Annotated in this window: 16 protein-coding genes; 6 read left to right on the top strand and 10 right to left on the bottom strand. The window is 60.2% G+C overall.

Annotated features, from left to right (window positions below):
* Positions 1-66: 66 nt before the first annotated feature.
* On the top strand, positions 67-702 hold the full coding sequence (locus EZV60_RS15515; protein WP_135506524.1) for an acyl-homoserine-lactone synthase: 636 nt from the start codon (positions 67-69) through the stop codon (positions 700-702).
* A gap of 9 nt (positions 703-711) precedes the next feature.
* On the opposite strand, the gene EZV60_RS15510 is transcribed toward EZV60_RS15515, so the two are convergent.
* From EZV60_RS15510 to EZV60_RS15485, 6 genes are all read right to left on the bottom strand, one after another.
* Positions 712-1,038, bottom strand: a complete 327-nt coding sequence (locus EZV60_RS15510; RefSeq protein WP_135506523.1) for a DUF3775 domain-containing protein — start codon at positions 1,036-1,038, stop codon at positions 712-714.
* 65 nt (positions 1,039-1,103) lie between these two features.
* Positions 1,104-1,838 carry an SDR family NAD(P)-dependent oxidoreductase gene (locus EZV60_RS15505; RefSeq protein WP_135506522.1) on the bottom strand — a complete coding sequence of 245 codons (735 nt, stop codon included), beginning with the start codon at positions 1,836-1,838 and terminating at the stop codon, positions 1,104-1,106.
* Positions 1,835-2,398 (bottom strand): DUF3833 family protein, encoded by a 564-nt coding sequence (locus EZV60_RS15500; RefSeq protein ID WP_135506521.1) that lies wholly within the window; start codon positions 2,396-2,398, stop codon positions 1,835-1,837. The genes EZV60_RS15505 and EZV60_RS15500 overlap by 4 nt, the downstream gene beginning before the upstream one ends.
* The gene (locus tag EZV60_RS15495; RefSeq protein WP_135506520.1) at positions 2,398-3,648 is read right to left on the bottom strand and encodes an MFS transporter; all 1,251 of its coding nucleotides are present in this window, start codon (positions 3,646-3,648) and stop codon (positions 2,398-2,400) included. The genes EZV60_RS15500 and EZV60_RS15495 overlap by 1 nt, the downstream gene beginning before the upstream one ends.
* A complete protein-coding gene (locus EZV60_RS15490; RefSeq protein WP_135506519.1) occupies positions 3,645-4,400 on the bottom strand; it encodes a DUF1365 domain-containing protein in 756 nt (251 codons plus the stop codon). The genes EZV60_RS15495 and EZV60_RS15490 overlap by 4 nt, the downstream gene beginning before the upstream one ends.
* The gene (locus EZV60_RS15485; RefSeq protein WP_135506518.1) at positions 4,397-5,698 is read right to left on the bottom strand and encodes an NAD(P)/FAD-dependent oxidoreductase; all 1,302 of its coding nucleotides are present in this window, start codon (positions 5,696-5,698) and stop codon (positions 4,397-4,399) included. Before EZV60_RS15485 ends, EZV60_RS15490 begins: the two co-directional genes overlap by 4 nt.
* A 234-nt stretch (positions 5,699-5,932) precedes the next feature.
* Between EZV60_RS15485 and EZV60_RS15480 the strand changes: the two genes are divergently transcribed.
* On the top strand, positions 5,933-6,472 hold the full coding sequence (locus EZV60_RS15480; protein WP_135506629.1) for a sigma-70 family RNA polymerase sigma factor: 540 nt from the start codon (positions 5,933-5,935) through the stop codon (positions 6,470-6,472).
* 5 nt (positions 6,473-6,477) lie between these two features.
* On the top strand, positions 6,478-7,131 hold the full coding sequence (locus EZV60_RS15475; protein WP_135506517.1) for a ChrR family anti-sigma-E factor: 654 nt from the start codon (positions 6,478-6,480) through the stop codon (positions 7,129-7,131).
* Positions 7,132-7,137: 6 nt separating this feature from the next.
* On the opposite strand, the gene EZV60_RS15470 is transcribed toward EZV60_RS15475, so the two are convergent.
* Entirely contained in the window at positions 7,138-7,875 is a 738-nt protein-coding gene (locus EZV60_RS15470; protein WP_135506516.1) for a glutamine amidotransferase, read from the bottom strand.
* Positions 7,876-8,088: 213 nt separating this feature from the next.
* Between EZV60_RS15470 and EZV60_RS15465 the strand changes: the two genes are divergently transcribed.
* Both EZV60_RS15465 and lpxK read left to right on the top strand, forming a co-directional pair.
* Entirely contained in the window at positions 8,089-9,309 is a 1,221-nt protein-coding gene (locus EZV60_RS15465; RefSeq protein WP_135506515.1) for a 3-deoxy-D-manno-octulosonic acid transferase, read from the top strand.
* Complete coding sequence (gene lpxK / locus EZV60_RS15460; RefSeq protein ID WP_135506514.1) at positions 9,309-10,298, top strand: tetraacyldisaccharide 4'-kinase; 990 nt, start codon at positions 9,309-9,311, stop codon at positions 10,296-10,298. Before EZV60_RS15465 ends, lpxK begins: the two co-directional genes overlap by 1 nt.
* A gap of 56 nt (positions 10,299-10,354) precedes the next feature.
* On the opposite strand, the gene EZV60_RS15455 is transcribed toward lpxK, so the two are convergent.
* From EZV60_RS15455 to EZV60_RS15445, 3 genes are read right to left on the bottom strand one after another with little or no spacing between them, the layout of a single operon-like run.
* A complete protein-coding gene (locus EZV60_RS15455) occupies positions 10,355-11,470 on the bottom strand; it encodes a CaiB/BaiF CoA transferase family protein (RefSeq protein ID WP_135506513.1) in 1,116 nt (371 codons plus the stop codon).
* Entirely contained in the window at positions 11,467-12,147 is a 681-nt protein-coding gene (locus tag EZV60_RS15450; RefSeq protein ID WP_135506512.1) for a DsbA family protein, read from the bottom strand. The genes EZV60_RS15455 and EZV60_RS15450 overlap by 4 nt, the downstream gene beginning before the upstream one ends.
* Positions 12,148-12,165: 18 nt before the next feature.
* Positions 12,166-12,687 (bottom strand): DUF721 domain-containing protein, encoded by a 522-nt coding sequence (locus EZV60_RS15445; protein ID WP_135506511.1) that lies wholly within the window; start codon positions 12,685-12,687, stop codon positions 12,166-12,168.
* Positions 12,688-12,760: 73 nt separating this feature from the next.
* Between EZV60_RS15445 and EZV60_RS15440 the strand changes: the two genes are divergently transcribed.
* A complete protein-coding gene (locus tag EZV60_RS15440; protein WP_135506510.1) occupies positions 12,761-13,816 on the top strand; it encodes an A/G-specific adenine glycosylase in 1,056 nt (351 codons plus the stop codon).
* Positions 13,817-13,837 lie beyond the last annotated feature (21 nt).

Here is a 13,837-nt window from a genome sequence, read left to right as displayed (position 1 = left end):
GTGTTCTGAAAGACGGTTAACCTTGGCAAACGCAGTCTCGTTCCCGACAGAGAAGAGGGAACGATCATGCTCCGATACCTTTACGCCGACCAGCTTTCCGCCTTTCCCCGCCTTGCGAACAGCATGTTCCTGGACCGCGCCGACCAGTTCAAGACACGCCTGAACTGGGATGTCACGGTCACTGCGAAGGGTCATGAGCGCGATGAGTACGACGATCTCAATCCGCTTTACGTGATCTGGGAAGGACCTGACGGGCGGCATCGCGGGTCCATGCGGTTTCTTCCAACAACGGACCGTACGATGATCAATGAACATTTTCGCGATATTCTGGGCGGCGGTACGATCGAAAGCCCGCTAATCTGGGAATGCACACGGTTCTGCCTGGCTCGGGGCGCGGAAAGTCGCATCGCGGCGGCGCTGATGCTGGGCGGCGGAGAGATCATGCGCCAGTTTGGCGTGCGCCATTTCTCCGGGGTTTTCGATGCCCGGATGGTACGGATCTACCGGACCATCGGATCGTCCCCGGAAATCCTGGGACAGTTGGGTACCGGCCGAGTTCAGATCAGTGTCGGTCTGTGGGAATTCACCGACGCCGCCCGCGCATTGGTCGCAAAACGCGCAGGCGTTTCGCCCGCTCTTTACGAGCTTTGGTTCCGCCGCAGTTTCGGGTCGGACATGGGGAGACAAGCCTTGAGCGCCTAAGGCGCCGCCTTAGCCGCCTCGGACAAGGTCGTCTTCATCCTCCACGACCGAAATCCCCAAAGCATCAAGACCGTTTTCCAAATGATCGGAAAGATGCGGCGTACCGAGAAGGTAATCCGCTGTGGGAGTTGTTGCCTCTTCCGCGGCGGTCGCCTTTGCCTCTTCAAAGTCTTCGGCATCGAAGCTGCCGCGGCCGATCCACATGAGCGCAACGAGACTGGCCTGCTCGTCCTCGCTCAGCCGGTCTATGAAAGCCCGAAGTTCTCCTTCCGCGCGGTCAAGTTCGCGTGACATGAGGATAACCTGGGCGACTTTGTAGTGAGAGATGTCCAACATGCGGCTAACTCCTGTCGCGGTGATGTCATGCACCGTGACAGTCGTGCGGATGGGCGTCCTTGATCTTACGCAAATAGCCGGTAGTAGGCCCAGTTGGGCAGCAACCGCGATAGGCGAAACACCCACGAGAAGACTGTTGGGAAATGCTTGTCGAACGCGGCCTCATCGCACATGAGCTCGAAGACCTGCTGTGCCGCATCATCCGCTTCCATGAGAAACGGCATGTGAAAGTCGTTTTTGTCGGTCAGACGGGTCTTAATAAAGCCCGGGTTGGCCAGCTGCACGCGCACGCCGGTGCGCCAGAGGTCGGCGCGCATGCTTTCGGCAAGGGCCATGACACCGGCCTTTGAGGCGGCATATCCGATCGCACCCGGCAGGCCGCGAAATCCGGATAAAGAGCCGGTGAGCACGATATGCCCGGAGTCCCGCGCGACCATGGGGGGCACAACATGCCCAAGAACACGCATTGTCCCCGTGAAATTCACGTCGGCCATCGCCACGGCCTGGTCGGCATCCCATTCGGTCGCTGGCATTGGCCAGTAAACGCCGGCCAGAAATACAAGCCCGTCGATTTCGCCAACCTCTTCCGCCGCCTTGGCCACGCTTTCGTCGTCACTGACATCCATTGGTACTGCGCGGGCCCGGCCAGGCAAGCTTTCAGCCAATTCGTTCAGACGCTCTTCGCTGCGGGCCGAAAGAATAAGTTCCGCGCCTGCCGCACTGAGCTTGCGTGCCACGGCAGCGCCAAGACCTTCGCTTGCGCCAACCAGCCAGTATCGTTTCCCGCTCCACTCTGTCATGCATTCTCTTTCTTCTGCATCGTCGCCACCAGCTCAGCAACCTTGATTCCCCATTTGCGAAACTGGCTGCGGTTCACGATGGTTCCTCCGGGCGTGAGATACATCCAATCGCTCACGCTCAGAACATGGCCACCGGCATCCTCGGGCAGACGTATCTTGTAGCGGAGCTGGACCGTCGCCCCCGACTGCTGGCCCTGACCTTGACCGACAAGGTCATCGGCATCGGCCTTTATGGCGCCATCATTGCCAAGTTCGAGCCGCCATTCACGATCCTGCGTGTTGCCGCTGTGATATCTGAAGTGCTCTTTCATGATGCCGCGATTGCCGTCCCACTCCGCCTCAAAATCGCCGGAAAAGCGCGACGTGACACGTCCTAGTGGACCATAGATAACGCCTTCGCATTGGATTGGACCATTAAGGTGCTGTCGCAAATCGAAATTCGGAATATCCTCGACATAGTCTGCGGCAGATTGCGCCAAAAACGATGCATACCGTCGATACAAGAGCATCAGCGCGATCATAAGCGCAATGCCGGCGGCAAAATAGAAAAGTTCGGACATCAGGTAGCGCTCCTTTCTTTCAAAGAGTGTGCTGGGGCCGCGATCCGGTCTGTAGGAGTCGTGACCAGCACGCCGATGGCGATCACTTTCAAAACGCAAGGCACGGCACCATAGAGCAGGCTCAACAGCCAGAGTTCGGCCTCGGCATTGTCCTGCCCGGACCGGTATCCGCCCGCCTCGAGGAGCGGCAGTAGAGACACGGCTGCGATTGCCAGCGTGATCTTGCTTACGAACGACCAAAGACTGAAGCCTTCCGCCGCACCGGGCGAGACCTGCTGCATGCGCGCGGCGAACAATGCGGGCAGAAGCGTCATGTCGGCGCCAAGTGCGATGCCGGAGGCAACGCAGATGATGCCAAACGCGATCCCGTCACCGGATCCAAGAAAAATCGCGAAGGCAAAGGAGACGATGGAGAGCACCATACCCGTGACAAGCACCGGGCGTGTGCCGAAGCGTTCCGCGGCCTGCCCCCAAACCGGTGCGGCGAGGGCCGCAGACAAAAAGAACATCAAGAGAAACGGTCCTTCCCATCCGGGAAGATCCAGTCGGTCCTCGACAAAAAAAAGAAAGAGGGTCGAGCTGACTGCGACCGGCGCGGAGTTCGCGAGCGCCACGAGCAAAAGACGCCGGGCAATCGTGTCGCGCAAAACCGGTGAGATACCGGTGCCGGGCGTCTTGATGGCTTTCCATTCTGTCCGCATGGCCCAGAGTGCGATGATCGACAAAAATACGAAGGCTATCGCGAAACCGGTATATCCGCCCAGCGCAACTGGCGCGACCGCCGCCGCGCAGATACCCAGCAGCGCACCCGTCTCGCGCCAGCGTGCGATCGTCAGATGCCCGCCATCGCCCGGCATCTCAGAGGCCGCAGCGACACCTTGGGCGTAGAAACAAATCGTAAGATAGCTGAAGGCGGAAAAGACGAGCGTCAGCATGATGCCAAACCACACGAGCGGCGCGACAGGTGGCGCGACGGCGAAGAGACCGAACATGCCGACCGCCATCATGGATCCTGCAACAATAACGGTGATCGCCCGGTGCCGCCGCAGGCGATCCGCTACATGGCCCAAAAGAGGATCCTGAACGACATCCAGAAGCCGCAGGCAGAAAAGTACAGAACCGAGCGCGGCCAAGGATACGCCGTACTCGTCCACAAAGAATTTGGGGGCGTGCATGTAAAGCGGCAGGCCGGCCGCGGCGATCATCGCCGCGAAAACCGCGTAGGCTGGCAGGCGTGGGGCGGATGTCATCGGGACACCTCGTGGGCGGGGGGTTCCGGACGGGCACGGAACCGCGCGCCTTTCCACCAAAGCTTTAGCGCCTGCCAGTGAATAAGAGCCAGAACCCGCCGTGACCCGAAAGGCCGGCGCATCAGGGCACGCAGCACGCCAACCAGACCAAGCGCGCGTCGCTTACCCGTCAGTGTCGCCGTCACGCCAAAATTCCCATCGGTAAGATCGATCCAGATGCCTACGCGGTCCGCACGGATATCGAAGCGGAAGCTGTAGGTGCCTCCGATCCTCTGAAAGGGCGACACATAGAATATTTTGGTCGCCTCAATCCGGTCTTCCGGAGTGATTGCAGCGTGGTCTTCGCGCGTGCACAGGTAACAATGCCGGTCTCCATAAGTGTTGGTGACCTCGGCAATCGCGGCGCGCAGGGTCTCTTTCTTATCGAAGCAGAGCCAAAAAGACACCGGATTGAACACGTGCCCAAGAACGCGCGGCTGGGCGAGGAGCATGATACGCGCAGGGCTTTCAAGCCCATGCGCGGCAACTACCTCACGCACCCACGCGGCACCGCGACCTTGGCCCGGCTGACCGCCATGATCCCGTTCACGGATGGAAAAAAGTGCTGCACGGTTTCGCGCGAACACAAAACTGTCTTCCAAGGGTGCTTCGGCGTCCAGCATGACGTAATCAATGCTGTAGCGAAAAGCATTGCGCACCTCGCCTTTACGTCCGTGCCACGTGTGACCGGCGATATGGTCGACCTGACTCATTCCGCGGCGACCGGCATCCGGTCACGCGCCAGGATCGCCTCGGCGACCTCAAGCCCGGTTGCAAGCCCGTCTTCGTGAAACCCGTTGCGCAGCCACGCACCGCAGAACCACGTTCCATCGGTACCATTGAACGCCCGAACGCTTTGTTGCGCCGCAATCATGCCCTTGTCGTAGACAGGGTGATGCATCACCGCTTGGTCATAGATCAGATCTTCGCGGATCGGCCGATTAGAATTGAGCGTTACGAAATGCAGATCGTCCATCGGGATCGGCTGCAGGCTGTTCATCCAGTAGGTTATATCGATCTGCCCGTCGCGACGGGCCGGACCCTCGGCGTAATTCCACGAAGACCAGACCGCACGGCGTTTCGGCATGACGGATGTGTCGGCGTGCAGCACCATATCGTTGGCCTGATACCGCACAGCACCGAGCGCTTGGCGTTCCTGAACGGACGGATCTGACAGCAATCGCAGGCTTACATCGCCATGTGTGGCAAGAATGACCTCGTCGAAATACACCCACTCTGCACCTTCGGCGCGCACCTCTGCCCCGATATCGGTGCGCCGGATCGCCGAGACGGGCGTGCCCGGACGCAACGCCACGCCACGGCTTTCCAAGAGACCCGCCAGACGCGACACATACTCTTGCGATCCGTTCTTGACCGTATACCACTGATGCTGACCGCTGTAGTTCAGCAGCGCGTGGTTCTCCATGAAACGGATCATCGCATGTGCCGGGAAATCGAGTATTTTTTCTGTCGGCGTCGACCAGATGGCACCGGTCAGTGGCAGAAGATAGTAGTCGCGAAACCAAGGCCCTACCCGCATGCGATCCAGAAATTCGCCGATGGTCAGGTTGCCTTCTTGACGCGCAAGGTCGACCGCATTGGCGTTAAACCGGAAAATGTCGCGCAGCATGCCCAGAAATCGCGGGCTAACCGCATTCCGGCGTTGTGCAAAGAAGGCTCTGGCGCCATCAAGTCCGTATTCTAGCCTGCCCGCCCGCACCGAGGCGCCGAAACTCATCGTGCTTTTCACAACGGGCACATCGATTTCGTCGAACAGTCTCGAGAGATTGGGGTAATTTGCATAGTTGAACACGATAAAGCCGGTGTCGACGGGCTGATCTCCGCGCTTTCCGGCCATGATTGTTCGGGCATGCCCCCCCAACCGCGGCTCGGCCTCGTAAAGGGTCACATCACATTCTTCGGAAAGACGCCACGCAGCGCCAAGCCCCGTGATACCCGCGCCTATTACGGCGACCTTACGCCGCGGCGGACGTGAATTTTCAAACGGCATTATGTTGCAGACCTGTTTTTCTTTGTTACCTGTGATACGCAGTGATGCGGCAAGCGGATGATAAAGAAAACATGTGTTTTTTCTGATCCATGCCCTGCTCGTCTGCGTAAAGGAGATATGTATCGTGATTCCGAACTCTCAACAGGCAGGCCGGCAAGTGGCCTTGACGGCATGCTCGCAGGGCGGTCTTTGCGCGAGCAATCGGTAGCGGCACGATCTGATACAAATCGTTCAATGAGCAACAACGATCCAGACTGGGCGATTCTTTTGATGCGGGTGCGCGACAGCCAAGACCGCGAGGCCTTTCGCGCGCTGTTTGAGCACTTTGCGCCGCGGATCAAAGCGTTCCTGATGCGATCGGGTACAGACGCCACTTTGGCGGAGGAATGTGCGCAGGACGTAATGGCATCGCTCTGGCGCAAGGCGCATCTTTTCGACCCGTCCCGGGCAAGCGCATCGACATGGATCTTCACGATCGCACGAAATCGGCGGATCGATGCAATCCGCAAGCTGAGACGCCCGGAACCAGAGGATTTGCCCTGGGGACCGGAACACGAACCAGACCAGGCGGACAGCCTGGCTTTACAGCAGGAAAGCGAAAAGCTGGGAGAAGCGATTGCCAAGCTGCCGGCGAAACAGAGGGAGTTGATCGAGAAAGCCTATTTCGGCGATCTGACACATAGCGAAATCGCGGATGAGACAGGTTTGCCACTCGGCACGATCAAATCGAGGATCAGACTGGCGCTGGAGCGACTGCGCCACGCAATGAAGTGACGAACATGACGAAAGACATTAATCATCATCTCAATAACGCGCTGTTGATGGCCTACTCGGCCGGCAATTTGCCCGAGGCGTTCAGCCTTATCGTAGCCTCACACGTGTCGATGTGTGACGAATGCCGGGCGCGCCTTGGCGCTTTCGACGCCATTGGCGGGTCCGTGATGGACGCGTGCGAAACCGTGTCGTTGCGAGAAGACTGCTTTGAAGCAACGATGTCGCGAATTGATGACGCGAATACAGAGCCGGCGATGCCGGTCACTCCCTCGACAGACGGCATCTTGCCGCAGCCCATTCGTGACTACGTCGGCGGCGACCTTGATGCAGTGAAATGGCGCCCGGTTGGCCTTGGGGTCAAACAGGCGATTCTTCCGACCGACGCAGAAGGTACGGCACGCTTGCTTTACATTCCTGCGGGTGCAGCCGTTCCCGATCACGGGCACCGCGGCACAGAATTGACGCTGGTTCTGAAAGGCGCGTTTTCGGATGAGGTGGACCGCTTTGCCGCCGGGGACGTGGAAATTGCCGATGAGGAGCTGGATCATACGCCCGTCGCCGACGTCGGAGAGGACTGTATTTGTCTTGCAGCGACCGACGCTCCGTTAAAGTTCCGGTCGTGGCTGCCCCGGATCGCACAACCGTTTTTGCGGATCTGAGTTGTTCTAGCTGTAGCGGCGGACAAAATTGCGAAGGATCATCTCGGGCGCAAAGACGTCCGCTGCGCGACACATCTCGATAAGCTCTCCAGCCGTTTCGGGCGGAAAGTAGCCGCGGTTCTTGTAAATCTTGATGCGGGTTTCGAAGCCGCTAGCGTCGGCCTCGGGGTGAAATTGCGTGGCATAGACGTTTTCGCGATAACGTAGCATCTGAAACGGGCAGGTTTTCGAACGAACGAGGTGTGTGCACCCGTCCGGCAGCGTCTGTACAGCCTCTTTATGGCCGACAAAAGCGTCGAACGCGGTTGGAATCCCGTTCATTACCGGATCATCCTTGCCGTCGTTGGTCACTTCACAGGCCGCCGTGCCCACGGGTTCACCGTATGAAACCTTGCTGACGTCAGCGCCAAGATGCTTGCCTAATATCCCGATACCGTAGCAACACCCGAGAAAAGGCACGTCTAGCGCTGTGATCTGGGGCATGAGCGACAGGATATCGGCCTCGATCCGCGCTTCGATCGGGTCCTTGTCTTCGGGCGCGTCGCTTACGCATCCGGGTCCTCCTCCGACAATGACGGCGGAGAAACGACCGAGATCGAGACCCTCTGGCAAACGTCTCTGATCAAGTCGGATCCGCTCCACTCGGTCAGGGGCAATCTGGCCCTTGCGCAGAAACGCCTCGAACTCGTCATCCGACGCTTCGGTCTCCGGTCTGAGTTGCAAGACAAGGAAGGGCTTGGTCATTGTGGTCTCTTCAAGGCTATGCGCTCTCGTAGGCCTGTTCGGCCGGTACGGTCAAGGCAAAGGGCCGCTTTGCTTGACCCCGCGCGGCGATTGCCTACCCTGCACGAGGGACTGCAGAGCGGAAGGAAACCCAATGATCCAGAGGTGGTGCGCGAAGTCCCTTACCAAACGCGAGCCCTCCGCGTTCTCCCGCAGACCGCAGGACTAAATGCAATGCCACGTTCGTTAAGCCTTGCGGCTTATCTCGCCTACGCCCGGCGCACCACCAGTGGCACCTACGCGCCGAAGGCCGACCGACCGGAGGGGCCATTGCTTTGGGCGCATGCAAGCGATCAGGCTCATGTGGACGCGCTTTTGCAACTTTTCGATCGTATCCGCGCGCAGCGGTCGAATATGCATTTGCTGCTTACGACGCGGGATGCAGGTGGCGACAGTAAGACGGCAAGCCGACGTGCCGTTCTGCATGAGCAAGTACCGGCGGACAGCCTGCCGGTCGCAGCGCGATTTTTAGATCATTGGCGGCCAGATTTCGTACTTTGGACCGGCGGCGATCTTCACGCCGCGCTGATTCACTTGACAGCAGAGCGCGACTTGCCCCTTGTTCTGATCGATATCGAGGAAAGCGCGCTTTCACGTCCTGCCTGGCGCTGGTTCCCGGACCTGCCGCGCGCGCTTTTGCGGTTGTTCGATGTGATCATGACACGCGACGAGTCTACCCTTCGCTTCATTCGCCGTTTGGGCGTGACCGAGGAGAATTCTCTTGTAACCGGCCCGTTTCTTGACGGCACGACGTCTCTTCCCTGTCACGAGGCCGCGCGGGAGGAAATGGCGGCCATGCTTCTGGGTCGGCCCGTCTGGCTTGCTGCCATGCTTCAGGAGGACGAGATTGCCAGCATTCTTGACGCACACCGGCAAGTCAGCAGGCGGTCTCTGCGAGCGCTTTTGATCGTCGTGCCGCGGGACATCGGCAAGGCAGACATTTTCCGACAGGCCCTGCGACGGAGCGGCCTGCGCTTCGTGACATGGTCGGAGGGCGAATTGCCCGAAGAAACGACGCAAGTCATTCTGGCAGATACGACGGGCGAAATGGGTCTGTGGTACCGCCTTGCGCCGATCAGCTTCATGGGAAGCTCTTTGAGGCCGGGCGCGACAGGCAGCGATCCGAACGAACCGGCGGCGCATGGCTCGGCAATTCTGTACGGACCGAGTATCCGACGTTACCTGACCAGCTATACCCGTTTCGCCGAGGCCGGGGCCGCGAGGATCGTGCGCGATGCAGAGACTCTGGCGAATGCGGTAAGCCGCCTGATCCCACCCGACGAAACGGCCGCCATGGCGCATGCCGCGTGGGAAGTCGCCTCGCGGAGCGCGGCCCTGACCGACCGGGTTGCCGAACTGGTCAACGACCAGCTTGACCGGCGCGAGGCCACGTGATGCGCGCGCCAGGCTTCTGGGACAGACCGCCTGACCACCCGGGAGTGACTGCGCGGGTGCTGGCGCCTTTAGGATGGATCTATGGCGCGCTCACGGCCCGACGGGTGGCGCAGCCACCGCAATACACGCCACCAATCCCGGTGATCTGTGTGGGCAACATCAATGCCGGGGGTACAGGCAAGACACCCACGGTGATCGCCATCGTCCAACGCCTGCAAGCCCATGGGCACCGTCCCGCGATCGTGTCCCGCGGCCATGGTGGCCGGTTGCATGGGCCGGTGCGCGTAAAGGAACAAATACACAGCGCGGCGGATGTGGGTGACGAGCCGATGCTGCTGTCGGCCTTTGCCGAAACGTGGATTGGCCGCGATAGGGCGGTCGCGACCCAAGCGGCGGTTGAGGCGGGCGCGGATGTGATTGTGATGGATGACGGTCATCAGAATCCGACCGTGCGCAAGGATTTGACGATTGTGGTCGTGGACGCAGTCAAAGGTTTTGGAAACGGCCTGTGCCTTCCAGCCGGTCCCTTGCGCGAGCCGGTTCATCGGGGCTTGGCGCGCTCACAGCTGCTTTTGTCGATCGGCCAGCCTGGGGCACAGGCGCGTTTCAAAGCGACATGGGAGAGCCCAGTCGACTTGCCCCATCTCCATGGTCAACTTATCCCATTGCAAACCGGCATGGATTGGACCGACACGCCGCTTCTGGCCTTCGCCGGCATTGGTCATCCCGAAAAATTCTTCGCCACGTTAGAGGGGCTCGGGGCCACCCTGGTGCGCAAAGAGGCTCTTGAGGATCATCAACCTCTGACCGCTGCTCTCATGGCGCGGCTCGAAGGTGAGGCCCGCCTGCGCGGAGCGCAGCTTGTGACCACCGAGAAGGACGCAGTGCGTCTGCCAGCGGATTTTCGGCAGAAGGTCATCACCCTGCCCGTGCGGCTAGAACTGGATGACTGGGCGCCTTTCGATACCGCTTTTGCCCGCATTCTTTGAGCTGACCGGAACCGTATCAGCCGGAAAATGTCTTGAAAGCAATTTATATTTCTCGTTTAGCCGGGGCCCGTGCGGCCCGGAGCGGGTCGATCGAGATCAAGCTCTGCATTGGAAAAACGGATCGGACTGCGGACCCCTGGGACACCGTTTGGCTCGATGCGCATGCCGCGCGCGATAACTTGCGGGTCCGAGAAAACCTCGGCCAGATCGTTGATCGGCCCGGCAGGCACGCCCTCTGACTCGCATGCTGCCAGCAACGTTTCCTTGGTGAAGGTCGCCGTACGTGCGGTCAGCGCCGCATCGAGTGCCTCGCGGTGCGCGACGCGCGCAGCATTGTTCACGAAACGTGAATCCCGCGCCAGCTCCGGCGTGCCGAGAAGCTGACAAAACCGGGCAAACTGGGCATCGTTGCCCACGGCCACGATCAGATGACCGTCACCGCAATCGAAGACCTGATAGGGTGCCAAGTTCGGATGGTGATTGCCTAAACGCCCCGGCGCGACACCGGTCGCGAGATAGTTCATCGCCTGGTTGGCGGTGACGGCCACCGCCACATCCAAAAGCGCCATATCGATGTGACTGCCCACTCCAGTGCTTTGCCGGCGATGGACCGCGGCCAGGATCGCCGTTGTCGCATAGAGACCGGTAAAGATATCCGTGATCGCAACGCCCACTTTCACCGGCTGGCATTCAGGCTCTCCGGTGATGGACATCAGGCCCGACATCCCTTGGATGATATAGTCATAGCCCGCCCGCGCCGCATAAGGCCCATCCTGACCGAAGCCGGTGATCGAACAGTAGATCAGCCCGGGATTAGCCGTTTTCAACGTTTCGTAATCCAGCCCGTAGCGCGCCAATCCGCCGACCTTGAAATTCTCGATTACGATGTCGGCGGACTCGATCAATTGACGCGCCTCCGCCTGTCCCTCGGACGTGCGAAAGTCGAGCACTAGGCTTGTCTTGCCGCGATTGCAGCCGTGGAAATATGCGGCCGAACGGTCGCCGTCATGATCGATGAACGGCGGGCCCCATTTGCGGGTATCGTCACCTTCGGGGCTTTCGACCTTGATCACCTCGGCACCGAGGTCGGCAAGTGTCTGACCGGCCCAAGGGCCAGCCAGGATACGGGCCAGCTCGACGACCTTCAGACCGGCGAGCGGCGCTGTTGTCATTCGTCGATCAGCCCGTCGAGAATGCCCTTGAGTTCGGCGTAGGGCATATTCGAATATGTCTCGCCGTTGATCACGAGCGTCGGTGTCGACTGCACGCCGTCGGCCTCCGCGTTTTCCTGGAACCAAGCGACGAGCGTCTTCGCCTTCTGCGCGTCTGTCAGGCAGGCCTCAAGCTGATCCTCCGAAAGTCCGGCGACCTTGCCGATCTTGCGCAACCGGTCGGTGATCGCCACCGGGTCCTGACCGTTGCCGATCCAGTCTTTCTGTTGATCGTAAATCATGTCGGCGATGCCGAAGAACCGCTGCTCTCCGCCGCAGCGCGCCACCATCGAGGCCCACAGGCCGAACCGGTCGAAATAGACATCGCGATAAATGAAGCGGATCTTGCCAGTGTCGATATAGTCGGCCTTCAACTGCTTGAGCTGATTTGCATGGAAATTGGCGCAGTGCGGGCATGTGAAAGAGGCGTACTCGATGACCGTGACCGAAGCATCCTCCGACCCCATGGTCATCTCTGTAATGGTCGAGGTATCGACTTCGCTCGCGTCTTGCGCGTTGGCCGCACCGAAGAGATCGGTTCCGGCCGGCGCGGTCGGGCTAGCGGACTGGCTGAGCCAATATCCGGCACCAGCGGCGAGAGCGAGGGCAATGGCCCCCGAAAGAAGGACGTTTTTCATTGTGTCACCTTGATGGGTCTAGCGTTTCGTTCTGGATAGGACGTTGCGCCCCAAAGTTTCAAGCGCTGCGCGCAAGTCATCATCGCCCACCGGTTCGGCGAGTTCTGTAACTTTCCGTACGGTTGCGGGATCGGGTTGTGGCGCAGGCTTGGATACCGGGCGATGTTCGAAACTGGCTTGCCCGTCGGCAAAACCGGTTGGCGCAGTTTGCGTGATGTGTATACGGGAGATCGCGTTGTATCCGTACGCGGCGTTGACCCGTTCGCGCAGCTTCTCTTTCTGCATGTCGAGGACAGGTGCCTGAGCACCAGTGGTCAAAACGGTCAGCGTTGCTCCCAGGCCCTGCCGTCCGTAAGAAATCTTGACCGGACGGGAAATGGCGGCGAGATCGGCTCCTGCGATTTCGGACCATTGCGTCAGAACGCGGGATACCGCGAAGCCGCGCTTTTCGGATGCCTCGCGGATGCGGGCCCCCAACAGAGTTCCGCTGCGCTTGAAGCCTTTGGTGGTGCCCTTGTAATTGCCCTTTTGCGCGGGCATGGATGGCCTCCCTTACCGGTAGGTTTAACTTAAGGGATCGGACGGGGGTTGCCACCCCAAAGCGAGGTAAAAGATGCGTGACAGCGACCGGCTACTGGATTGGTATGATCTGCACGCACGGGACTTGCCTTGGAGGGTGGGCCCCGCGGCGCGATCTACCGGTGTGCGACCTGATCCATATCGCGTGTGGCTGAGCGAAGTGATGCTGCAGCAAACGACGGTCGCCGCGGTCAAGAGCTACTTCGAAAGGTTTACGGCGCTCTGGCCTACGGTCAGGGACCTCGCAGCGGCGGAAGATGGCGCCGTGATGGGAGAATGGGCCGGGCTGGGATACTACGCCCGGGCACGGAACCTTTTGAAATGCGCCCGCGAAGTCGCGAGTGTGCATGACGGCACCTTTCCCGACACTGCCGAGGGACTGCGCGCCCTGCCCGGCATAGGTCCTTATTCGTCCGCAGCGATCGCCGCGATCGCCTTCGATCGCCCCGAGGTCGTGGTCGACGGGAATGTCGAACGGGTAATGGCCCGCGTGCATGATATCCGCACGCCAATGCCCGCGGCAAAGCCTGAAATGAAGGCGGCGGCGGCCCAAATGACCCCTTTGCAAAGGCCCGGTGATTATGCGCAGGCGGTGATGGATCTCGGCGCCACGATCTGCACCCCGAGAAGCCCGGCCTGCGGGATTTGCCCGTGGATGGATATCTGCGCCGCACGACGCGTCGGGGTGCAGGCCGACTTGCCAGTCAAAGCTCCCAAGAAGGCCAAGCCGGTCAGGTTGGGTATCGCCTATGTGGCACGGCGCGCCGACGGGGCGTGGCTGCTTGAGCGGCGGGCGGACAAGGGCCTGCTTGGCGGCATGCTTGGCTGGCCCGGCAGCGACTGGCGGGAAACACCGCCCGAACCATTTCCCCCACTTGAAGCGGACTGGCGGCTGTTGCCCGAGGAAGCGCGCCACACCTTTACGCATTTTCACCTGCGACTGCGGATCGCGGTGGCCCACGTGCCAGAGACGGCCACGCCGCAACGCGGCGACTTTTTGCCCCAGATGGCCTTTCGGCCTTCGGATTTGCCGACGGTGATGCGCAAGGTTTTTGACTTGGCACAAGAAAGCCTGCAAGACATCGGTTAGGGTACACGGGCGCAGAACGGG

It is taken from the genome of Roseovarius aestuariivivens (assembly GCF_004761875.1).
Lineage (GTDB): Bacteria > Pseudomonadota > Alphaproteobacteria > Rhodobacterales > Rhodobacteraceae > Roseovarius > Roseovarius aestuariivivens.
Note: the sequence above shows the minus strand (reverse complement) of the source record. Positions and strands in the feature narration are given on the sequence as shown.

What these genes read in the sequence shown, in the direction of transcription:
- EZV60_RS15470 (WP_135506516.1), bottom strand. Translation starts at nt 7,875, where the DNA reads ATGACCAAGCCCTTCCTTGTCTTGCAACTCAGACCGGAGACCGAAGCG.
- EZV60_RS15510 (WP_135506523.1), bottom strand. Translation starts at nt 1,038, where the DNA reads ATGTTGGACATCTCTCACTACAAAGTCGCCCAGGTTATCCTCATGTCA.
- EZV60_RS15455 (WP_135506513.1), bottom strand. Translation starts at nt 11,470, where the DNA reads ATGACAACAGCGCCGCTCGCCGGTCTGAAGGTCGTCGAGCTGGCCCGT.
- EZV60_RS15495 (WP_135506520.1), bottom strand. Translation starts at nt 3,648, where the DNA reads ATGACATCCGCCCCACGCCTGCCAGCCTACGCGGTTTTCGCGGCGATG.
- EZV60_RS15440 (WP_135506510.1), top strand. Translation starts at nt 12,761, where the DNA reads ATGCGTGACAGCGACCGGCTACTGGATTGGTATGATCTGCACGCACGG.
- EZV60_RS15500 (WP_135506521.1), bottom strand. Translation starts at nt 2,398, where the DNA reads ATGTCCGAACTTTTCTATTTTGCCGCCGGCATTGCGCTTATGATCGCG.
- EZV60_RS15445 (WP_135506511.1), bottom strand. Translation starts at nt 12,687, where the DNA reads ATGCCCGCGCAAAAGGGCAATTACAAGGGCACCACCAAAGGCTTCAAG.
- lpxK (WP_135506514.1), top strand. Translation starts at nt 9,309, where the DNA reads ATGCGCGCGCCAGGCTTCTGGGACAGACCGCCTGACCACCCGGGAGTG.
- EZV60_RS15450 (WP_135506512.1), bottom strand. Translation starts at nt 12,147, where the DNA reads ATGAAAAACGTCCTTCTTTCGGGGGCCATTGCCCTCGCTCTCGCCGCT.
- EZV60_RS15505 (WP_135506522.1), bottom strand. Translation starts at nt 1,838, where the DNA reads ATGACAGAGTGGAGCGGGAAACGATACTGGCTGGTTGGCGCAAGCGAA.
- EZV60_RS15475 (WP_135506517.1), top strand. Translation starts at nt 6,478, where the DNA reads ATGACGAAAGACATTAATCATCATCTCAATAACGCGCTGTTGATGGCC.
- EZV60_RS15480 (WP_135506629.1), top strand. Translation starts at nt 5,933, where the DNA reads ATGAGCAACAACGATCCAGACTGGGCGATTCTTTTGATGCGGGTGCGC.
- EZV60_RS15515 (WP_135506524.1), top strand. Translation starts at nt 67, where the DNA reads ATGCTCCGATACCTTTACGCCGACCAGCTTTCCGCCTTTCCCCGCCTT.
- EZV60_RS15485 (WP_135506518.1), bottom strand. Translation starts at nt 5,698, where the DNA reads ATGCCGTTTGAAAATTCACGTCCGCCGCGGCGTAAGGTCGCCGTAATA.
- EZV60_RS15490 (WP_135506519.1), bottom strand. Translation starts at nt 4,400, where the DNA reads ATGAGTCAGGTCGACCATATCGCCGGTCACACGTGGCACGGACGTAAA.
- EZV60_RS15465 (WP_135506515.1), top strand. Translation starts at nt 8,089, where the DNA reads ATGCCACGTTCGTTAAGCCTTGCGGCTTATCTCGCCTACGCCCGGCGC.